We start from the raw sequence: 20,320 nt of genomic DNA, 5'->3' as shown, positions 1-20,320 counted from the left end.
AGTCAGGTGAGGGCCCGGACGTCGTCTCCGGCCGGCCGCGCGACCGAGGGCGTACGGGGCAGGACGAGGTAGGTCAGGGCCAGACCGGCCAGGCTCAGCACCGCGCCGGCCAGACCGGTCCAGCGCAGGGCGCCTGCCGAGACGATGACACCACCGATGACCGAGCCGGCGGCCGCGCCGAGGTTGAAGGCCCCCACGTTGGCGGAGACGGCCAGCGTGGGGGCATCGCCCGCGTGCCGCAGGATGAGCCCCTGCAAGGGCGCGATGGTGGCGGTGGCGAGCAGGCCGAGCACCAAGACCGCCGCTACCGCGGACGGCCGCCAGGCGGCGGCGAACGGAAAGAGGAAGAGCACCCCGGTCAGCCCGCCGAACACACCGCGCACGGTGGCGCTCAGGGACCTGTCGGTGAGCCGGCCGGCGATGAGGTTGCCCAGAAAGCTGCCCGCTCCGTACGCGAGCAGGAGCCCCGAGACCGCGGTGGGGGAGAAGCCCGACACGCGCGTGAGCAGCGGGGCGATGTAGGTGAACACCGCGGCGACGCCGGAGAATCCGACCACGGTGGTGGCGATGGCCAGCAGGACCGGGCGGCGGGTCACCACCCGGACTTCGTCCCGCAGCCTCGCGGCCGGGGCCGGCTGCTTGGGCAGGACGGCTGCGAGCAATGCAACGCCCGCCAACGCCAGTGCGGTCAGGACGGCGAAGGGGGCGCGCCATCCGGCGCTCTCTCCCAGCAGCGCGCCCAGAGGCACACCGAGCAGGGTCGCCACGGTGAAGCCGGAGGCGACCGTGGAGATCGCCGTGGCGGTCTTGTCCGGCGGCACCACGCTGGTCGCCATCACCAGGGCCAGGGCGAGGAAGGCGGCGTGGCTGAACGAAGAGACCAGGCGCCCTGCCAGCAGCAGTTCGTAGGAGGAGGCCAGAGCGCAGATCGCGCTGCCCGCCGCGAAGAGCAGCATCAGACCGAGCGCGAGCCCTTTGCGGGGCATTCTGGCGTTCAGCATGGCCACGACGGGCCCACCGACCACAACACCGAGCGCGTAAACGGTGACCGCCTGCCCGGCCGCGCCCACCGACACCTTCAGGTCGGCTCCGACCTGGGGCAGCAGCCCGGAGATCAGGTATTCCGACGTCCCCAGGACGAAGACGCTCACGGACAGGGCGGCGAGCGTCGCGAAAGTCCTTCTCATGGAGAGGACGCTAAAGTCTCACATAGATGTGAGAGTCAAGTCGCGTCGGCGACTTCCTCGCGGCGGGGCCAGGGAGGGCTATGCGCATCGGCGAACTGTCACGACGGACCGGCGTACACGAGCGCCTTTTGCGCTACTACGAGGAGCAGGGCCTGCTGCATCCCGAGCGGCGCCCCAGCGGTTACCGGGAATACGGCGACGCGGACATCGGCACCGTCCGCCGAATCCGCAGCCTCTTGGCCGCCGGACTGAACACCTCCACCATCGCCACAATCCTCCCCTGCCTCCGCGATGACGGCGACCGGCTGATCCCCACCTGCTCGGACCTGCTCGCCGATCTGCACCGGGAACGAGACAGGATCACGCAGTCGATCACAGACCTGCGGGCGTCCCGGGACGCACTCGACGACGTCATCGCCGCGGCCCCGCCCGATGTCATGAGCCGTGCGCTCGCCGCGCTCGACGACTCGGCCGCGGATCGAACCGATTAGGTTTCCGCGCCGTGCCCGTCTGTACGTGTGAGATCGACTCACGGAAGGCTGACACGATGCGGAAACTGATCTTCGCCATGAACCTGAGCCTGGACGGCTACATCGCCGCGCCCGGCGACGACCTCGGCTGGAGCGTGCCGAACAACGAGCTGTTCCAGTGGTGGTCCGACCGGGTGGGAGCGACCGACCTGGCACTGTACGGGCGCAGACTGTGGGAGACGATGAGCTCCCACTGGCCGACCGCCGACCGGCAACCCGGCGCCACACCGGCGGAGATCGAGTACGCCCGCCGCTGGCGGGACATGCCGAAGGTGGTGTTCTCCTCGACGATCAGCACGGTCGACTGGAACACCCGCCTGGTCACCGGTGACGCGGTCACCGAGATCGCCCGGCTCAGGGCCGAGGACGGCGGCCCCATGGACATCGGCGGCGCCACGCTTGCCGCAGCGGCCATGCGGGCCGGGCTGATCGACGAGTACGTGCTGGTCACCGCACCGGCGTTGCTGGGCGGCGGCACGCCGTTCTTCACGGCCCTGGACAGCTGGGTGAACCTGAACCTGGTGGAGACGCGGACGTTTCCCGGCGGCGTGATACTGACCCGGTACGAGACGAGGCGATGAACTCCGGGCATGAGGACGCCCCGCCGGCGTCGCCGGCCCGTGCGCCGCGTCGGCGACGGGGATTCGTCTGATCAGAGTGTCGGGGGCAGGCCCAGCCATGGTTTGTCGGCGGCGTCGAATCCGGTGAGCTCGGCGATCTTCCCGTCGACGATGTGCAGGACCGCGATGGTGAACAGCCGGTACGCCGGGTCGTCGGGGGTGCGGAGGTACAGCACGGCGGTGGGCATGCGGTTGACCGTCGTGGTGACACAGCGCCAGTCGTCGTAGCCGCGCTGGAAGAGTCCATTGGAGACCCAGCCGTCCACCGCGTCCTCGGCCGTCACGATCACTGTGCCCGGATCGGGCAGCATCGCGAAGCGCAGGTCGTCGCGCAGCAGGGACACCAGCCCGTCGAGGTCGTTGCGCTCGTGGGCGTCGATATACGACTTCACCACACCGCGCTCGTCGTTCGACAGCTCGTGGGTGGCGGGGCTCCGCCAGTCGAGGCGGCGGTCGGGCAGTCGCTCGCGCATTGTCACGCGGGCCCGCTGCAGCGCGCTGGTCACCGATGCGACGGTCAGTTGGAGGGCGTCGGCGGCTTTCGACGCCGGCCAGCCGAGTACGTCGCGCAGGATGAACGCCGCCCGCTGCCGGGGCGGAAGGTGCTGGACGGCGACGATGAACGCCAGCTCGATCGTTTCCCGCGCCACCACCGACTCCTGCGGGTCCTCGGGGAGCATCCAGTCGGGGTACGGCTGCAGGTACGGCAGCTCGGAGCCGGGGTCCGGCAGCCCGGACGGCACGGGTGTGCGGTCGTTGCGCTTCTCCAGGAAGTCGAGGCAGGCGTTCGTCGCGATCCGGTACAGCCAGGTCCGCAGGGCCGCATGGCCCTTGAACGACTCCCGCTTGTTCCACGCTCGCAGGAACGTCTCCTGCGTCATGTCCTGGGCATCCTCGTAGTTCGCGAGCATCCGGTAGCAGTGCACCTGCAGCTCGCGCCGGTGGCGCTCGGTCAGCAGCGCGAACCGCGCGGGATCCTCCGCGCGGACCGCCGCGATGAACGTGGCCTCGTCGGCGCCCGGCCGTCTGGCGTCGGTCATGGTCGTCAATCCTTCCACCGGTGCGAGAGGGCTGACAGAACTGACGGTGCGGCGGCGGATTTCTGATCGGTCGTCGGCGCCGGACCGCGCCCGCTGCTCAGGGACCGTGTTCGCGCGCCTCCGACCGCGAGGTGGTGGTGCTTTCCCGCTGTCCGTGTCACACTCACTGTTATAGAACTCTTCTCAGCGTTATAGAACGATCGGAGTGTGTCATGAGAGAGGCTCCGCCCCGGCATAGGTTAGTCCCGCTCGGCGGGACGATGGACGGGCCCCTAGCGCGGGGCAGATTCGGCGACTACGGCGGGCGGTACGTCCCGGAGTCCCTGGCGGAGGCGTGCCGCGAGGTGGACGAGGCGTTCCGGGAGGCCTGGGCGGATCCGGGGTTCCGCGCCGCCCTGGTGCGACTGCTCGCCGTGCACGCGGGGCGGCCGACCCCGCTCACCCCGGCAGAGCGGATGTCGGAGGCGCTGGGCGTGCGGCTCTACCTCAAACGCGAGGATCTCACCCACACCGGGTCCCACAAGATCAACAATGTGCTGGGCCAGGCCCTGCTGGCCGTCCGCATGGGGCGGCGCAGGCTGATCGCCGAGACGGGCGCGGGCCAGCACGGGGTGGCCACCGCGACCGCCGCCGCGCTGCTCGGCCTGGAGGCCACGGTGTTCATGGGCGAGCGCGACATCGAGCGGCAGGCGCTGAACGTCTTCCGCATGCGCATGCTGGGCGCCGAGGTGGTCCCGGTGACGACGGGCAGCCGTACGCTCAAGGACGCCACCAGCGAGGCCATGCGGCACTGGGTGGGCGCGACCGCCGACTCCCACTACTGCGTCGGCTCGGTCATCGGGCCGGATCCGTACCCCTGGATGGTCAGGGAGTTCCAGCGGGTCATCGGCGAGGAGGCCCGCGGGCAGTGCGCCGCCGAACTGCGGACCGGCGTGCCCGACTACGTGGTCGCGTGCGTCGGAGGGGGCTCCAACGCGGCCGGCACGTTCGCCGGGTTCGCCGACACCTCGGCACGCCTGGTCGGAGTCGAGGCGGAGGGCGGCGCGGGGGCGGCCCGCGGCAGGCTCGGCGTCCTGCACGGCTGCCGCTCGCTGTTCCTGCAGGACGGCGACGGGCAGATCGTCCAGGCGCACTCCATCGCCGCCGGGCTGGACTACCCGGGAGTCGGCCCCGAGCACGCCCACCTGCGCGACCTGGGCCGGGCTCGCTACGTCACGGTCACGGACGAGGAGGCGGCCGAGGCGGCGGTACGGCTGGCGCGCGCCGAGGGCATCGTCCCCGCGCTGGAGTCCGCGCACGCCCTGGCCTGGGTGATCGGCGCGGCACGCGGTGGCGAGTTGCCGGCGGGCTCGACGGTGCTGATGACGCTGTCCGGCCGGGGCGACAAGGACGTCTCTACCCTGAAGGAGCTGCTGTGACGGACGCGACCGTGACCGCGGGCGCGGTCGAAGGCCACCTGCGGGCCCGCAGGGACACCGGCCGCGGGCTGCTCATGCCGTACGTCACCGGGGGGATCACGCCCGGCTGGACGGACTACCTGCGGGCGTTCGCCGACGCCGGGGCGGACGCCATTGAGGTCGGCCTGCCCTTCTCCGACCCCACGCTGGACGGCGTCACCATCCAGCAGGCGAGCGACATCGCACTGGCCCGGGGGGCGAGCCCCCGCCGGATCCTCGCCGACCTGTCCCGCCTGCCCGACCTGGGCGTGCCGCTGGTCGTCAGCACCTACTACAACCTCGTGCTGCACGACGGCCCCGAGGTGTTCTGCGCCGCCCTGCGCCAGGCCGGCGTCGGCGGCCTGATCGTGCCCGACCTGCCGGTGCACGAGGCGGAGGAGCTGACGGGGGCGGCAGAGGCCGCCGGCGTCGAGCCGGCCCTGCTGGCCTCGCCCGCGACCCCGGAGCCGCGGCTCGCGGAGATCGCGCGCCGCAGCCGCGGATTCGTCTACGCGGTGTCGCTGATGGGCACCACCGGCGAGCGGGCCGCCCTCGCCGATTCGGCGGCGGAGCTCACCGAGCGGATCAGGCGCGTCACCGACCGGCCGGTCTTGCTAGGATTCGGCATCTCCACCCCGGACCAGGCACGCGAGGCCCGCCGGCACGCCGACGGCGTGGTGGTCGGCGCCGCGGTCATGCGGCGGGTGCTCGACGGGGCCGGGCCGGACGACCTGCGGGCCTTCCTCACGTCCCTGCGGCGGGCCCTCGACCAGGAGTGTGACCGACCACGATGACCCCCGACGCCGGGCACGAGGCGAGATACCGCGCCATCGCCGCCGACCTCGCCGCGAAGATCCGGTCGGGACACTACGCCCCCGGGGAGGCGCTTCCGCCGCAACGCGAGCTGAGCGCCTCCTACGGGGTGACCCTCATGACGCTGCGCCAGGCGTTGCGGCAGCTCAGCGACGAGAGACTGATCGTGCAGCAGCCCGGCAAGGGCACGTTCGTCGCCCCGCCCCATCTCGCGTACCAGCTCGACTCGCTCCGCAGCCTCGTCGACGACCTGCGCAAACAGGGCCACGACGTGCGGACGGCGGTGGCCGGGCGGGCGATGCGCCGAGCTCCCGCCCGGATCGCCACGGAGCTGCGGCTGCGGCCCGGCGACACCGCCCTGCGGCTTGAGCGGGTCCGCGAGTTCGCGGGACGTCCCGCCGTGCACCAGGTGTCCTGGGTACGCCGGCCGGCGGCCGACGAGATCCGCGACCGCGACTTCACCGCCGTCTCCCTTTACACGGCCCTCGCCGACGCGGGAGTGACGGTCGCCCGCGCGTCCGAGGTGGTCAGGCCGGGTCTGCTCGACCCCGTCGCCGCCCGCCACCTCCAGGAACCGCAGGGCAGCCCGGTGCTGGTCAGCGGCCGGGTCACCTACACGCTCGACGGCACCCCCGTGGTGTCCGACCATGCCACCATCCTCGGCAGCATGATGGAGATCCGCACCGAACGCGCCGCCACCGGCATCTCTCTCACCTGGGGCGCCACCAGCTGAGGAACCTGTGCCGAGCAGGCCCCCGCGGACCTTGGCCGTTCGCGCGGGGTCCCCTTTCGCTCGATCTCACCATCAGGGCCGCGGCCGTGGAGGTGACACGGAGGCGGCGCGCTGTGGACATCGCCCGCACGAGATCCTGAAGATCGCGGTCACCGACATGCGGGACAGCCAAATGTTGCCGGAAATCGGGATGAAACTATCTGGCGGGTCCGGACAGGTACGGGGTGTCGGACCTTTCGGATGAGAGAAGGCAGCGTGATCCGCCATGACCGCAAGCAGCGCTTCGAGGTGATTTACGTTGCCAACTATGCCGACATCCTTGCCTACGTCCGGCGGCGTACCGACTCCCACGAGGATGCCGCCGATGCCCTCGCTGAGACGTTCGCTACGGCCTGGCGCCGGCTGGACGACATCCCGGAGGGGCGGAACGCGCGCCTGTGGCTGTTCGGCGTGGCCCGCCGGGTGCTGGCCAACGGCCGCCGCGCCGATTCGCGCCGTAGCGAGTTGGTGGAGCGACTCCGTCACCAGCTCGCCGTGTGGGCGGAGCACACCGAGGCCGACGAGAGCCTGGCGGGCCTCCAGGAGGCGTTCGCGCGGCTGACCTCCGACGACCGGGAGATCCTCGCGCTGGCCGGCTGGGAAGGGCTGAGCGCCGACGAGATCGCCAACGTCCTGGGATGCTCGGGGGCCAACGCCCGGCTGCGGCTGCATCGGGCCCGCAAACGGCTGGCCAGGCACCTGAACGAGGCCGGAGTCGACGTGGCCCGCATCGGCTTGCGTGCCGTCGCGATGACGAAGGGGGTTATGTGATGCACGAGATCGACCGCCTGGTGGCCGGCATCGCACCCGATCCCGGTCCCGGCACGACGCCGATCGCCATGGAACTGCTTGAGGAGATCACCTCCGTCCCCGTCCCCGAGCGCCGCCGCAGTTGGTTCGGCCTTCCGCGGCGGCGCAGGTGGACGGCCGTGCCGGTGCTGGCCGCGCTGACGGCCCTGCTGTCTTTCGGCGTTGCTCAGGCGCCCGCCTCCGCCGCGCTCGACATCGAACTGGTGGACGACCACTACGTGATCACGGTGAAGGACCTGCTGGCCGAGCCCGAGGTGTACCAGCGGGAGCTGCGGGCCAGAGGCTTGGACATCACGCTCGATCTGGTGCCGACCTCCGCGAGCCTGACGGGCCAGATAGTTGTGATCAACGACATGGATCGGTTGCGGTCCGGCGAACCGGTGCCCGGCGACGGCCCAATCACCACCATCGACGCCCCGGGGTCGTGCGAGCGGTTCGCTGGCTGCCCTGTCGGCCTGAAGGTGCCGGTCGACTTCGACAAGAAGGCTGAGGTCACTCTCGGCAGGCGGGCCATGCCCGGCGAGAGGTACAAGATGCCGCCCGGCATCGCCCTGCCCGGCGAGCCTCTGCACTGTGTGGACTACGTCAACAAGAGCGTCGCCGAGATCTCGGCCCTGCTGCGTGAGCGGGGCGTCACGCCGTCGTACATCCAGTACGGCAAGGCCTCGGGCCCCTCGGCCCCCGGCGGCTGGTACGTGCACGACGGCGTCATGAGCGCCGACGGCCAGGCCCTCCTGCTGGTCGGCGCCGAGCCGAGCACCAGCCCGGTGCCGCGGTCCCGCTGCTGACCACGGCCCGGCGCTGAGACCTTCCACCCGGAGCGCGCGCGGCTGAGCGCGCGCCCCCATCACCGCCATGTGTTGTCCTCGGCATGCGCGGACCCCTGTCATGCCCCCGCGATCGGATTTCGTGTGCTCACCGACACCCGCGTGGCGCTGCCCTCGCAGCGCCGCCCAGCCGCCCTCGCCGACCACCGCGTCTTCGCCACGTTGCTACTGCTGGCTGCCGTGTTGCGGGTGGTGACGATGCTCGGCTACCGCCCCGTCACGCTCTACTGGTACGACTCCTTCACCTATCTCGACACCGCCGTGCACCTGGCCCCGTCGGCGACCTTCCACCCGATCGGCTACCCGCTGCTGCTGCGGGCGCTGCTGCCGTTCCACAGCGTGGAACTGGTCGCGGCTGTCCAGCACCTCATCGGCCTGAGCACCGGCATGCTGCTCTACGCGGTGCTGCGCCGCAGGTCGGTGCCCGGCTGGGCGGCGGCGTCGGCGACGGTGCCGCTGTTGTTCGACGCCTCCTTCCTGCGGCTGGAGCATGCCGTCCTGTCCGACACGCAGTTCATCTTCCTTGTCGTGGCCGGGCTGGCCGTGCTGATGTGGTCGCCACGGTTGACCGTGCGCGCCGCCGCCGGAGCGGGCCTGCTGTTCGCCGCGGCCGCGCTGACCAGGACGATCGCGCTGCCACTGCTCCTGCTCGTCGTGCTCGTGCTCGCCGGGCAACGTGTGGGGTGGCGGCCGCTGGCCGCGCTGGTCCTGGCCGGCGCGCTGCCCCTGGCCGGGTACGCCGCCTGGTACGCCCAGCACCACGGCCGGTTCGCCATCAGCGGCGCCGACGGGGTCGCCCTGTGGGCGCGCACGATGACGTTCGCCGACTGCGCCCGCATCCAGCCGCCGCCCGATCTGGCGCGCCTGTGCCCCAACGGGACGAAGGTGGATGCGGCCTCCGAGTACGTGTGGGCCCCCGGAGCCTCACTCAACCGGCTGCCCGGCGACCGCTTCGAGCATAACGACCTGGCCCGCTCATTCGCGATCGACGCGATCTTCGCCCAGCCGCTGGACTACCTGGGCGACGTCGCACGCGACACCGCCATCGCCTTCTCCTGGACGCCGATCCCGCACCCCGACCGCACCACCCCGGCGTTCGGCTTCAGGAGCGAGCACTGGGAGCTGCCCAACCAGCCGCTGATCGACAAGGTCAAACGGGAGTACGACCCGGACATCCGCGGCCTGTCGTCGGTGTCGCCGTACGCGGATTTCCTCATCGCCTACCAATACGCCGCCTACCTGCGCGGCCCATTCCTGGGCCTGATCCTCCTGGTGGGCATGGTCGCCGCGGTCCGGCGGCCCCGCGTGGCGCTGCTGCCGTGGGCCGTGGCAATGGGCCTGCTGATCGGCCCGGTCGCGGTCCTGGACTTCGACCACCGGTACGTGCTGCCCGTCATACCCGTCGCCTGCCTGGCCGCCGCCCTCGCTTTCCAAGCGGGAGAGCATCCCCGTCGTAAGGAATCTGGACGATAACGCCCGACGGGGAGCATCACGACAGAAACTCCTCAAGCTGACCGCCCAACCCACCCACTCGAAGCTGAAGTCAGGTCAACGCACCAGGGGGCGGTTCGGATCGACGGCGGCCACCGAGCAGTCCTGGCCGCTGGCCGGGTCGTCGAGGAGGGCGATCATGAGGAGCTCGTACGCCGCGGCGGCCGCTACGCCGATTTCCTCCACGTTGGTGCGGTAAGTTCCCCGGTAGCAACTAGCCAAATTTGGCTAGTGAAGTTCGGGAGGGTTCGGTTCGATGAAGCCGGTACGGCTGCTGGTCCTGGGCGCGCTGCGCAGGCGTGGGCGCGCCCACGGCTACCAGGTCCGCGCGGATCTGGAGTCGTGGGGCGCGCACGAGTGGTCGACCGCCACCTCGGGCTCGGTCTATCACGCGCTCAAGAGCATGGCCGGCCAGGGCCTGCTGGTGACGCACGAGACGGTCGCCTCCGAGGCCGGGGGGCCGCCGCGGATCGAGTACGAGCTGACCGAGCAGGGCGAGCGAGAGTACCTCGCCCTGCTGGGCCAGGCGCTGGCCGACCGCGAGCCGAGCCTGGACGTGCTGGGCGCCGCTGTCGGCCTCATCGAGGACCTTCCCCGGGAGCGGGCCCTGGAGTTGCTGCGCCAGCGGGCCCGCGCCATGCGCGAGTGGCGCGCGAGCATCACCGCGCACCTGCCCGAGGGCACGGATCTGGAGACCTGGGGCCCGGTCGGCGAGGTGCTGTCCCTGTGGCTGAGCACCGCCGACGCCGGCGCCCAGTGGACCGACCGAATGATCCGCCGCCTGGAGGAGGGCGCGTTCACCTTGGCCGGCGAATAGGAGTCCTCCGATGGCCAACGAGATCGCCATACCGCTGCTTCCCTGCCGCTCCATCGACGAGATCGCCGACTTCTACACGATGCTCGGTTTCCACCAGATCTACTACCAGGTCCGGCCGAACCCGTACGTGTTGCTCAAGCGCGAGGATCTCCAGCTGGGCTTCTTCGGCATGCCGGAGGCGTTCAAGCCCGAAGAATCCTACGGGACCTGCGTGATCGTCGTGCCGGACACCGGAGAGCTGTTCGAGGCGTTCGCCGCGGGCATGCGCGCGGCGCACGGCAAGCTCCTGGTCTCCGGCATCCCCCGGATGACCCGGCCGCGCAGGCGGAAGAACGACGGCAACCACTCCGGCTTCGCCGTCATCGACCCCGGCGGCAACTGGATCCGCTTCATGGCCGACCGCCCCCAGCCAGAGAAGGAGGAGGCCACGAGCAGGCTGACCACCTCGCTGAACCGGGCGGTTGTGATGGGCGACTCCAACGGCGACCACGAGCGGGCGGCCGAGATCCTGGACGGCGCCCTGGAGCGGGACAAGGACACCGCGTCGGCGGCCGAGCTGCTGGAGGCGCTGGTCTACCGGGCCGAGCTCGCCGTCCGCGCCAAGGACCACGCCGCCGCCGGGCACGCCCTGGCCCGGGCGCGCGCCCTCACCCTGACCGAGGCAGAACGCGAGCAACTCGCCCAGCCCCTGGCGGCCATCGACGACCTCGAGGCCGTGCTAAGTCTCTGACCGGGCACGGCGCTGCGCCGCGGTGAGCCACACCGCCCCTGCGAGGCCGAGCACGGAGGCGGCGGTGAGCCACCAAAAGGCGGCGTGGAAAGCGCCCTCCACGCCGAGGGGCAGCCGGGCGGTGAGCACCACGGCGAAAACGGTCCCGCCGAGCGCGCCGCCCAGCCGTTGCAGGATGTTGACCTGCGTGGTGGCGTCCGCGAGCTGCTCGGGGGCGACCGCCTGATAGGCCGCGATGCCGGCCGGGGTCACGGCGAGGGCGAGGGCCATGCCGCGCAGCAGCAGCAGGCCCTCCACCACGGCCGGGTTCATGTCCATGCGGAGCAGCGCGAACGGCACGGTGGTGGCCACGGCGGCGAGGCCGCCGTACACGCTGACGATGCCGCCGCCGAACCGGTCCACGAGCCGGCCGCTGACCGGCAGGAGCAGGGCGGTGCCGAGGCCGAGCGGAATCAGCGCCAGCCCGGTCCCGGTCACCCCGGCGCCCCGGCCGAGCTGGAAATACAGCGGGAACAGCAGCGTGGCGCCGAACATCGCGGCCCCGGTCAGCGCGGCGGTCGCCGTGGCGGCGGCGTACGCCGGGTTGGCGAACAGGCGGAGGTCGAGCACCGGGTGGGTGGTGCGGCGCGTGTGCCGGGCGAACGCGGCGAGTGCGAGGGCTCCGGCGGCGACCGGCCCGAGCGTGCCGCCGAAGCCACCGCCGGATCCCCCCGAGAAGACGCCGCGCGCGCCCCACGCGCTCAGGCCGTAGATCAGGAGCGGGACGCCGGCGGCGACGAGCAGCAGCCCCGGCCAGTCGAGACTCGCCGGGCGCACGGCCGGCCGATCGCGCGGCACGTGACGCACGCCGAGATACAGGGCGAGCGCGCCGAGGGGGAGGTTGACCAGGAACAGCCACGGCCAGGGGCCGAGGTGCAGGAGGACGCCGCCGAGGGCCGGGCCGAGCGCGGGTGCGAGCGTGACCGCGATGCCGAGGGTCGCCATCACGCGGCCGAGGCGATGGGCGCCGACCGCCTGGCCGAGCACGGTCTGCCCGGCGGGCAGGAGCAGGCCGGCGGTGAGCCCCTGTGTGACGCGGAACGCGACCAGCCACCCGATGTCGCCCGCGAGGGCGCACAGCCCGGAGGTGAGGGTGAAGCCGGCGAGCGAGGCGAGCCAGACCGGCCCGGCGCCGTACCGCCGCACGAGCCAGCCGCACGCGGGCAGCGACAGGCCCAGGGCGATCAGGTACGCGTTCGCCACCCATTGGGCGTCGTCCAGGCCGGCACGCAGATCCGTCGCGATCGTGTCGAGGCCGACGTTGACGACCGAGGTGTCGAGCTGGCTCATGAACGCGCCGAACGCGATCACCAGGGCGAGCCGCCAGACGGGCCAGGAGATGGGCGCGTCCCTCGTTCCGGGGGCCGTGGGCGCGGTCATCACGCGGCCGCCGGACGCCGGACGGTCCGCAGGGCGGCGCCCCAGGCGGTGAGCTGGTCGAGCAGGACGTCCAGCTCCCGATCGCGCGCGGGTCCGGGGGTGAAGTCCTCGCCGTCGAAGTCCGCCGACAGCGACAGCGCCACCTGCGCCCGGACGTCGGCGACCTGCAGCTCGCCCATGACCACGCGCAGGTGCTCGACCGCGCGGGCCCCGCCCGCGTCGATGCCATAGCTGACGAAACCCGCGGCCTTGTTGTGCCACTCCCGGTAGAGGTAGTCGATCGCGTTCTTCAGCGGGCCGGGGATCGACCGGTTGTACTCGGGAGTCACGAAGACGTAGGCGTCGAAGCGCGCGATCGCGTCCGCCCATGCCTTTGTGTGGGGCCTGTCGTAGCGTCCGTGGGCGGCCGGCCAGGGCTCGTCCAGCACCGGTAGGTGGTAGTCGGCGATGTCGACGAGCTCGGCGACGAGGCGCTCTCGGCGCACGGCCCGCCCCTGCACCCAGCGGGCGACGGCCTCGCCCCGGCGCCCCGGCCGGACGCTACCCACGATGACGGCGAGAGTGAGTTCGGGCTGCATGACGTTTCCTCCAGAGGTAAAGTAAACCGTGTACGGCAAAAATTAGCGTAACCCCGATGGAGGACATGTGGACGGGTCGGATCGGCCGGAGGGCCCGAGACGTGGAAGACCGGCCAAGGACGAGGCGATCACCCGGGCCGCCCGCGCCGTCTTCGGCCGCGACGGGTACGCCCGCACCACCACCGACGCGATCGCCCGTGAGGCGGGCGTCTCGACCCGCACGCTCTACAAGCATTTCGGCAGCAAGGAGCGATTGTTCTCGGTCGTGCTCGCCGAGAGCGCGACCCGGGTCGCCGACGCCTTCGCCGAGTACGTCGAACGCGGGCTGCGCGAGGCGAGCGGGCCGGAGGAGCGGCTCGTCGCGGTCGGCAGTGCCCTGGTCGCCCATCGCGTCGACTTCCCCGAACACTTCGCGCTCGTGCAGATGATCAACACGGAAGGGCCGCACTTCCCCCGCGAGTTGCTGGAGGAGTGGCAGGAGGCGGGACCGCTGCGCGTACGGGGCGAGGTCGTCCGCCGCCTGGAGGAACTGGCCTCCGAGGGCCTGCTCCGCATCGCCGACCCCGAGCGCGCGGCGTTGCACTTCATCGCTCTGGCGACGTTCGAGACCTCCACGCGGTCATCGGAGGGACCGCTCACCGGCGAGGACATCACGGACATGGTGGCCGCGGGCGTACGGGCCTTCCTGGACGGATACCGCAGCGCGGAGGGCTGAACGGCGGCCCGGCTCCCGCCGCTCGCCACCGCGGCTCCGAGCGGGCCCGGCGGGCGCTCTCCGCCGTGATTGGGACGCGTCGCAGGTCAGGCCATGGATGTCGGCTGCCCGGCACGACGAATTGTCAGTGGCGCGACGTAGGCTTCTCGCGTGAGCAGCAGAACCGCCCCGGAGCAGCACCTGCGCGATCTCGCGCTGCTGCGCCGCGTCCGTGACCGGATCGACCGGGAGTACGACCGGCCCCTGAACGTCGAGGCGCTCGCCCGCGGGGTGAACATGTCCGCCGGGCACCTCAGCCGTCAGTTCCGGCTCGCCTACGGCGAGTCGCCGTACGGGTATCTGATGACCCGGCGGATCGAGCGGGCCATGGCGTTGCTGCGCCGCGGTGACCTGAGCGTCACCGAGGTCTGTTTCGCGGTCGGCTGCTCGTCGCTGGGCACCTTCAGCACCCGTTTCACCGAGTTGGTCGGCGTGCCGCCCAGCACCTACCGGCGACAGGACGGGAGCGCGACGGCCGGCATGCCCTCGTGCGTGACGAAACACGTCACCAGGCCCGTCAGGAATCGAGAAGCGCGCCTCGCCGGCCGCGGCTAGCGTGAACGCCATGGACGTCACCATCCACTCGGCCTTCCTCCCGCACGACGACCCGGAGGCCGCCCTGGCCTTCTACCGGGACTCTCTCGGCTTCGAGGTCCGGGGCGACGTCGGTTACGGCGGGATGCGGTGGATCACGGTCGGCCCTCCCGGCCAGCCGGGCACGTCGATCGTCCTGCACCCGCCCGCCGCCGACCCCGGCGTCACCGACGCGGAGCGCCGCACCATCGCCGAGATGATGGCCAAGGGCACCTACGCCATGATCGTTCTGTCCACCGACGACCTCGACGGCGTCTTCGACCGGTTGCGGGCCAGCGGCGCCGAGGTCGTGCAGGAGCCGGTCGAGCAGCCGTACGGGGTCCGCGACTGCGCGTTCCGCGATCCCGCCGGCAACATGCTCCGCATCAACGAGCGGCGCATCGACGAGCCGCGCTGAACCCCCGGCCGCCGTACGCCGATTAGGGGTGGAGATCGCAAAGAACCGGGCGTACCGGGGCGAGGCTGGTGAGATCATGCCAGGCGACGCCGCCTGCCTGCACGATAGGGAGACACGATGAGCATGACCCCGAGGACGGACACGCGGTCGCCCTCGCCGCACGCCGCCGACGCCCACGATCTGATCCGTGTGTACGGCGCCCGCGAGAACAACCTCAAGGACGTCAGCATCGAGATCCCGAAGCGCCGGCTCACGGTGTTCACCGGCGTCTCCGGCTCGGGCAAGAGCTCTCTGGTGTTCGCGACGATCGCCGCCGAGTCGCAGCGGCTGATCAACGAGACCTACTCCGCCTTCGTGCAGGGTTTCATGCCGACGCTGTCCCGGCCCGAGGTCGACGTGCTCGACGGGCTGACGACGGCGATCGTCGTCGACCAGGAGCGGATGGGCCCCAACCCCCGCTCGACCGTCGGCACCGTCACCGACGCCAACGCGATGCTGCGCATCCTGTTCAGCCGGCTCGGGCAGCCGCACGTCGGCTCGCCGCAGGCGTTCTCCTTCAACGTCGCCTCGATCAGCGGAGCGGGCGCGGTCAATCTCGAGCGCGGCGGCAAGACCGTGAAGGAGCGGCGCGAGTTCAAGATCACCGGCGGCATGTGCCCGCGCTGTGAGGGCATGGGCCGGACCTCCGACATCGACCTGTCCCAGCTTTACGACGACTCCAAGTCGCTCAACGAGGGCGCGCTCACGATCCCCGGCTACAGCGTCGACGGGTGGTACGGCCGCATCTTCAGCGGCTCCGGTTTCTTCGATCCGGACAAGCCGATCCGCGAGTTCACCAAGAAGGAGCTCCACGATCTGCTTTACAAGGAGCCGACCAAGATCAAGATCGACAACATCAACCTCACCTACGAGGGCCTGGTCCCGCGGATCCAGAAGTCGATGCTGTCCAAGGACAAGGATGCGCTGCAGCCGCACGTCCGGGCGTTCGTGGAGCGTGCGGTCGCGTTCATGACCTGCCCCGAGTGCGACGGCACCCGGCTCAACGAGGGCGCCCGGTCGTCCAAGATCAAGGAGATCAGCATCGCCGACGCCTGCGCGATGCAGATCAACGACCTGGCCGACTGGGTCCGCGCGCTGGACGAGCCGTCGGTCGCGCCGCTGCTCTCCACGTTGCAGCAGCTCCTCGACTCGTTCGTGGAGATCGGGCTGGGCTACCTGTCGCTCGACCGGGCGTCGGGCACGCTGTCGGGCGGCGAGGCGCAGCGCGTCAAGATGATCCGCCACCTCGGCTCCTCGCTCACCGACATCACCTACGTCTTCGACGAGCCCACGACGGGTCTGCACCCGCACGACATCCAGCGGATGAACGGCCTGCTGCTGCGGCTGCGCGACAAGGGCAACACGGTGCTGGTGGTGGAGCACAAGCCGGAGATGATCGCGATCGCCGACCACGTCGTCGACCTCGGTCCCGGCGCCGGCACGGCGGGCGGCACGGTCTGCTTCGAGGGCGACGTCGAGGGGCTGCGCACCAGCGGCACCGTCACCGGCCGCCACTTCGACGACCGCGCCAAGCTCAAGAAGACGGTGCGCAAGCCGACAGGCGCGCTGGAGATCCGCGGCGCCAAGGCGAACAACCTGCGCGACGTCGACGTGGACATCCCGCTCGGAGTGCTCGTCGTCGTCACGGGAGTCGCCGGGTCGGGCAAGAGCTCGCTCATCCACGGGTCGATCCCTGGCGGAGCGGGGGTGGTGTCGGTCGACCAGAGCGGGATCCGCGGCTCGCGGCGGAGCAACCCGGCGACCTACACCGGACTGCTCGACCCGATCCGCAAGGCGTTCGCGAAGGCGAACGGCGTGAAGCCGGCGCTGTTCAGCGCCAACTCCGAGGGCGCCTGCCCCACCTGCAACGGCGCGGGCGTCGTCTACACCGACCTGGCGATGATGGCCGGCGTCTCCACCACCTGTGAGGAGTGCGAGGGCAAGCGGTTCCAGGCGTCGGTGCTGGAGCACCGCTTCGGCGGGCGCGACATCAGCGAGGTGCTCGCGATGCCGGTGACCGAGGCCCTGGAGTTCTTCGGCGCCGGCGATGCGCGCACCCCCGCCGCGCGTGCCATCCTCGATCGGCTCGCCGACGTCGGGCTCGGCTACATCACCCTCGGCCAGCCGCTGACCACGCTGTCCGGCGGCGAGCGGCAGCGGCTCAAGCTGGCTACCCACATGTCCGACAAGGGCGGGATCTACGTCCTCGACGAGCCCACCGCCGGCCTTCACCTCGCCGACGTGGAGCAGTTGCTCGGGCTGCTGGACCGGCTGGTCGATTCCGGCAAGTCGGTCATCGTCATCGAGCACCACCAGGCGGTGATGGCGCACGCCGACTGGATCATCGACCTCGGCCCCGGCGCGGGTCACGACGGTGGCCGGATCGTCTTCGAGGGCACCCCGGCCGACCTCGTCGCCGCCCGCTCCACCCTCACCGGCGAGCACCTCGCGGCCTACGTCGGCGCCTGACCCGGGTCCCGCGTCCTTGACGCGGGTGGTGGCCGCAGACATGGCGAGGCGCGCCGGGGGTCACCGGCGCGCCTCGGAGATCGGTGCCGGGCCGTCAGGCGCCGGCGGCGGTCATCTCGCCCGGGTACATCGGGTAGCCGTACCCGGCCACCTGCCAGGTGGGACGGGTGCGGATCTCGACGGCGCCGTTGCCGGTGTTGCCCTCGATGGTCCGGATGGTGCCGTTGCCGTTGTCGCTGACGACGAATCCGACGTGGTCGATGCCGCCGATCGACTTGCTGCCGCCCCAGTCGAAGAACACGACCGCGCCCGGCTTGGGGGTCCGGCCCCAGCGGCCGTGGTCGGCGAACCACTGGGCGTGCTGGACGGTGTAGGCGTCGGCGCCCATGACGGGCCCGATGCCCAGCTGATCCCCAACCCAGGAGACGAACATGTCACACCAGGGCGCGTTGAGGTAGCCCTTCATGGTGCCGCCGTCGCGCGCGAGGGTCTCGCGGGCACGGGGAGTGGAGATGTACCAGTCCTGGAACTTGGTGCCGCCACCGTTGGCGTTCTCCCTGATCCCGACCTGGCTCCTCGCCAGGCTCAGCACGTCGGTCGCGGTGATCTTGGGCAGGGTCGAGGCGATCGCGGCCATGGACTGGGGCTTGGAGATCCCGGGGCCCGTGCTCGCTTCCGGGTGGTCGGCGTGTGCGGCGGGCGCCGCGACCAGCACGGCTGAGGCGAGGGCCGCGCTTGCGAGAGCAGCGCGAACACAGGTGTTGAGGACGTGCATGGTGGGGCGAACTCCCTTGCTTCCATGCCGCCTACCGGGTTAGCTGACGGGTTCGGGCTGGAAGTCGCCCTACGGCACGAATGCCGATTCACCCCAGGAGAGGTGGGTCCCCGGCTCCGCGCGGACGCGGACTCGGCGGCCGGGCGGCAGACCGGGATCGGCCGGCCGCGTCGGTCTGAGGAGGGCTTCTTGACCATCTAGATGGACAATTGCCCCCTGAGTTCCCTAAAAGCTAATAGACCAGGTCAAACCGGTCAAGTGATGACAACTCGGATTTTACTCGCGAAGTAGGGGAGACCGGGCGACAGTGGGTATCGGGTCGTGATCACCCCAGGGCCCGCCCGGGCAGGCGCACGGTCACCGTCAGGCCGCCCTCCGGGCGGGCGAGCGCCTCCGCCGTGCCGCCGTGCGCCGCCGCGATGGCCCGGACGATGGACAGCCCCAGCCCCGCCCCGCGGGCGGAGCGGACGCGATCGCCGCCGAGCCGGCGGAACGGCTCGAACAGGTCGTCCACCTCGTACGGCGCAACCGGGGGCCCGGTGTTCTCCACCGTCACGCTCACCCCGGTCTCGTCCTCCCGCGACCGGACCCAGACCTCCCCGTCCCGCACGTTGTACTTGATCGCGTTTTCCAGCAGGTTGACCAGGCAGCGTTCCAGGAGGAGCGGATCGCCGTGCGCGACCGCCGGGCGGAGATCCTCGTGGACGACCACCTTCCCGCGGCGCGGTCGCGGGTCGATCTGTTCCATGGCCGAGCGGACGATCTGCCGCAGGTCGACCGGCCTGCGGGTGGTGAGCTCCTCCTCGGACTGGGCCAGCATGAGCAGGCCCTCGATCAGGCGCTCGTGCCTGGCGTTGGTGCCGAGCAGCGCCCGGGCCAGCGCTTTGAGGTCCTCCGACGCCGCCGGCTCCTCCAGCGACACCTCCAGCACCGTACGGTTGACCGCCAGCGGGGTGCGCAGTTCGTGGGAGGCGTTGGCGATGAACCGGCGCTGGGCGTCGAACACCCGGTGCAGCCGGTCGAGCATCGCGTCGAAGGTGTCGGCGAGCCTTTTTACCTCGTCCTGGGGGCCGCTCAGGGCGATCCGCTCGTGCAGCGTGCTCTCCGACAGCCGCTGCGCCGTCTCGGTCACCCGCTCCAGCGGGCGCAGCGCGCGGTCGGCCACCAGGTATCCCAGCACCACCGCGACGGCCCCGACCAGGATCATGACGATCACCGACGATCCGAGGACGTCGCTCAGCACACCGGCCGCCCCCTGCTCGACATCGGCGCGCACCCGCCGCGCGAGCATGTCGGCATCGGGGAGCGCGCTCCCCTGGACGGCGCCGGGGACGCCCGCGCCGGAAACCTTCGACGTCACCGCCACCACGAACCGCTGGTTGAGCGCCCGGGCCGTCAGCAGGTAGGTGAACCACAGCAGCACCGACCCCGCCACGACGAACAGCCCGCCGTACAGCAGGGTGAGCCGCATGCGCAGGCCCAGCCTGCCCCAGACCCGCAGGGCACGGGTCACAGCCGGTACCCCCGGCCCGGCACGTTCTCGATCACGGCAGGGGCGCCCAGTTTGCGGCGCAGTGAGGTCATGGTGACACGCAGCACGCCCGTTCCGGCGTCGGAGTGCTCGTCCCACACGTTCGCGCGCAGCCGCGCCGAGGTGACCAGGTCGCCGGCCGCCCGCATGAGCTCGTGCAGCACGTCGAACTCCCTGCGGCCCAGCGCCACCTGCCGCCCGTCCCGCAGGACCGTACGGCGGGCGGGGTCGAGCCGGATTCCGGCCCGCTCCAGCACGGGCGGCATCGCACGGGACGAGCGCCGGGCCAGCGCCCGGACCCGGGCCACCAGTTCGGCGAACGCGAACGGCTTGACCAGGTAGTCGTCGGCGCCCAGGGACAGGCCCCCGACCCGGTCCGTGACCCGCCCTGCCGCGGTCAGCATGAGAATGCGGCTCGCCCCGGCGCCGATCAGCTCCCGGCAGACCTCGTCCCCGTGCACGTCGGGCAGGTCGCGGTCCAGCACGACCACGTCGTAGTCGACGTAGGAGGTCAGCTCCAGCGCCTCCCGGCCGTCGTAGGCCACGTCCACCGCGATCGCGTGCAGCCGCAGCCCCCGGGCGACGGCGTCGGCCAGCTGTTCCTCGTCCTCGACCACGAGCACCCGCATTCCCACCTCCCGCTTGGCTCCGAGAGTGACGCAGGAGGTGTTAGCCGCGGATAAGCCGATCT

At 71.3% G+C, this 20,320-nt stretch carries 22 protein-coding genes and 1 riboswitch; of the genes, 14 read left to right on the top strand and 8 right to left on the bottom strand.

Annotation, left to right across the window (positions count from 1 at the left end):
• Nucleotides 1–2 precede the first annotated feature (2 nt).
• Entirely contained in the window at nt 3–1,187 is a 1,185-nt protein-coding gene (locus HHX31_RS09115; protein ID WP_169946962.1) for an MFS transporter, read from the bottom strand.
• A gap of 80 nt (nt 1,188–1,267) precedes the next feature.
• On the opposite strand from HHX31_RS09115, the gene HHX31_RS09110 reads away from it, so the two are divergent.
• Together HHX31_RS09110 and HHX31_RS09105 are read left to right on the top strand one after the other, a co-directional pair.
• Entirely contained in the window at nt 1,268–1,678 is a 411-nt protein-coding gene (locus HHX31_RS09110; protein ID WP_169946960.1) for a MerR family transcriptional regulator, read from the top strand.
• Nucleotides 1,679–1,734: 56 nt separating this feature from the next.
• Nucleotides 1,735–2,298 carry a dihydrofolate reductase family protein gene (locus tag HHX31_RS09105; RefSeq protein ID WP_169946958.1) on the top strand — a complete coding sequence of 188 codons (564 nt, stop codon included), beginning with the start codon at nt 1,735–1,737 and terminating at the stop codon, nt 2,296–2,298.
• 71 nt (nt 2,299–2,369) lie between these two features.
• Here HHX31_RS09105 and HHX31_RS09100 read toward each other — a convergent pair whose 3' ends face one another.
• Entirely contained in the window at nt 2,370–3,377 is a 1,008-nt protein-coding gene (locus HHX31_RS09100) for an RNA polymerase subunit sigma-70 (protein ID WP_169946956.1), read from the bottom strand.
• A gap of 260 nt (nt 3,378–3,637) precedes the next feature.
• On the opposite strand from HHX31_RS09100, the gene trpB reads away from it, so the two are divergent.
• The 6 genes from trpB to HHX31_RS09070 all read left to right on the top strand — a co-directional run bounded on the left by trpB (nt 3,638) and on the right by HHX31_RS09070 (nt 9,508).
• The gene (trpB, locus tag HHX31_RS09095; protein ID WP_169946954.1) at nt 3,638–4,795 is read left to right on the top strand and encodes a tryptophan synthase subunit beta; all 1,158 of its coding nucleotides are present in this window, start codon (nt 3,638–3,640) and stop codon (nt 4,793–4,795) included.
• A complete protein-coding gene (gene trpA / locus HHX31_RS09090; protein ID WP_169946952.1) occupies nt 4,792–5,607 on the top strand; it encodes a tryptophan synthase subunit alpha in 816 nt (271 codons plus the stop codon). The genes trpB and trpA overlap by 4 nt, the downstream gene beginning before the upstream one ends.
• The gene (locus HHX31_RS09085) at nt 5,604–6,359 is read left to right on the top strand and encodes a GntR family transcriptional regulator (protein ID WP_169946950.1); all 756 of its coding nucleotides are present in this window, start codon (nt 5,604–5,606) and stop codon (nt 6,357–6,359) included. The genes trpA and HHX31_RS09085 overlap by 4 nt, the downstream gene beginning before the upstream one ends.
• A gap of 255 nt (nt 6,360–6,614) precedes the next feature.
• Entirely contained in the window at nt 6,615–7,169 is a 555-nt protein-coding gene (locus HHX31_RS09080; RefSeq protein WP_311931698.1) for an RNA polymerase sigma factor, read from the top strand.
• A complete protein-coding gene (locus HHX31_RS09075; protein ID WP_169946947.1) occupies nt 7,169–7,996 on the top strand; it encodes a hypothetical protein in 828 nt (275 codons plus the stop codon). The genes HHX31_RS09080 and HHX31_RS09075 overlap by 1 nt, the downstream gene beginning before the upstream one ends.
• A gap of 123 nt (nt 7,997–8,119) precedes the next feature.
• Nucleotides 8,120–9,508: a hypothetical protein gene (locus HHX31_RS09070; protein WP_169946945.1), complete on the top strand. Its 1,389-nt coding sequence runs from the start codon at nt 8,120–8,122 to the stop codon at nt 9,506–9,508.
• 75 nt (nt 9,509–9,583) lie between these two features.
• Here HHX31_RS09070 and HHX31_RS35040 read toward each other — a convergent pair whose 3' ends face one another.
• Complete coding sequence (locus tag HHX31_RS35040) at nt 9,584–9,712, bottom strand: hypothetical protein (protein ID WP_283244411.1); 129 nt, start codon at nt 9,710–9,712, stop codon at nt 9,584–9,586.
• 70 nt (nt 9,713–9,782) lie between these two features.
• On the opposite strand from HHX31_RS35040, the gene HHX31_RS09065 reads away from it, so the two are divergent.
• Together HHX31_RS09065 and HHX31_RS09060 are read left to right on the top strand one after the other, a co-directional pair.
• Nucleotides 9,783–10,343 (top strand): PadR family transcriptional regulator, encoded by a 561-nt coding sequence (locus tag HHX31_RS09065; protein WP_169946943.1) that lies wholly within the window; start codon nt 9,783–9,785, stop codon nt 10,341–10,343.
• Between the two features lie 10 nt (nt 10,344–10,353).
• Nucleotides 10,354–11,073 carry a VOC family protein gene (locus HHX31_RS09060; protein WP_169946941.1) on the top strand — a complete coding sequence of 240 codons (720 nt, stop codon included), beginning with the start codon at nt 10,354–10,356 and terminating at the stop codon, nt 11,071–11,073.
• Here HHX31_RS09060 and HHX31_RS09055 read toward each other — a convergent pair.
• Both HHX31_RS09055 and HHX31_RS09050 read right to left on the bottom strand, forming a co-directional pair.
• Nucleotides 11,062–12,492: a DHA2 family efflux MFS transporter permease subunit gene (locus HHX31_RS09055; protein ID WP_169946939.1), complete on the bottom strand. Its 1,431-nt coding sequence runs from the start codon at nt 12,490–12,492 to the stop codon at nt 11,062–11,064. The genes HHX31_RS09060 and HHX31_RS09055 overlap by 12 nt on opposite strands.
• The gene (locus HHX31_RS09050; protein WP_169946937.1) at nt 12,492–13,070 is read right to left on the bottom strand and encodes an NADPH-dependent FMN reductase; all 579 of its coding nucleotides are present in this window, start codon (nt 13,068–13,070) and stop codon (nt 12,492–12,494) included. The genes HHX31_RS09055 and HHX31_RS09050 overlap by 1 nt, the downstream gene beginning before the upstream one ends.
• A gap of 67 nt (nt 13,071–13,137) precedes the next feature.
• Here HHX31_RS09050 and HHX31_RS09045 point away from each other — a divergent pair, with 67 nt between their 5' ends.
• The 4 genes from HHX31_RS09045 to HHX31_RS09030 all read left to right on the top strand — a co-directional run bounded on the left by HHX31_RS09045 (nt 13,138) and on the right by HHX31_RS09030 (nt 17,323).
• Nucleotides 13,138–13,785: a TetR/AcrR family transcriptional regulator gene (locus HHX31_RS09045; RefSeq protein WP_169946935.1), complete on the top strand. Its 648-nt coding sequence runs from the start codon at nt 13,138–13,140 to the stop codon at nt 13,783–13,785.
• A gap of 150 nt (nt 13,786–13,935) precedes the next feature.
• Nucleotides 13,936–14,379, top strand: a complete 444-nt coding sequence (locus HHX31_RS09040) for a helix-turn-helix transcriptional regulator (protein WP_169946933.1) — start codon at nt 13,936–13,938, stop codon at nt 14,377–14,379.
• A gap of 10 nt (nt 14,380–14,389) precedes the next feature.
• Nucleotides 14,390–14,815 (top strand): VOC family protein, encoded by a 426-nt coding sequence (locus tag HHX31_RS09035; RefSeq protein ID WP_169946931.1) that lies wholly within the window; start codon nt 14,390–14,392, stop codon nt 14,813–14,815.
• 117 nt (nt 14,816–14,932) lie between these two features.
• Entirely contained in the window at nt 14,933–17,323 is a 2,391-nt protein-coding gene (locus HHX31_RS09030; RefSeq protein WP_169946929.1) for an excinuclease ABC subunit UvrA, read from the top strand.
• 94 nt (nt 17,324–17,417) lie between these two features.
• On the opposite strand, the gene HHX31_RS09025 is transcribed toward HHX31_RS09030, so the two are convergent.
• From HHX31_RS09025 to HHX31_RS09015, 3 genes are all read right to left on the bottom strand, one after another.
• Entirely contained in the window at nt 17,418–18,098 is a 681-nt protein-coding gene (locus HHX31_RS09025; RefSeq protein ID WP_169946927.1) for a CHAP domain-containing protein, read from the bottom strand.
• Nucleotides 18,099–18,112: 14 nt separating this feature from the next.
• Nucleotides 18,113–18,246, bottom strand: a riboswitch (cyclic di-AMP (ydaO/yuaA leader).
• Nucleotides 18,247–18,423: 177 nt separating this feature from the next.
• On the bottom strand, nt 18,424–19,611 hold the full coding sequence (locus HHX31_RS09020) for a HAMP domain-containing sensor histidine kinase (protein ID WP_311931695.1): 1,188 nt from the start codon (nt 19,609–19,611) through the stop codon (nt 18,424–18,426).
• Nucleotides 19,608–20,258 carry a response regulator transcription factor gene (locus HHX31_RS09015; RefSeq protein ID WP_169946925.1) on the bottom strand — a complete coding sequence of 217 codons (651 nt, stop codon included), beginning with the start codon at nt 20,256–20,258 and terminating at the stop codon, nt 19,608–19,610. The genes HHX31_RS09020 and HHX31_RS09015 overlap by 4 nt, the downstream gene beginning before the upstream one ends.
• Nucleotides 20,259–20,320 lie beyond the last annotated feature (62 nt).

This window comes from Microbispora sp. H11081, assembly GCF_012999535.1.
Taxonomy (GTDB): domain Bacteria; phylum Actinomycetota; class Actinomycetes; order Streptosporangiales; family Streptosporangiaceae; genus Microbispora.
The sequence above is the reverse complement of the archived record's forward strand: the minus strand, read 5'-3'. Positions and strand labels throughout refer to the sequence as shown.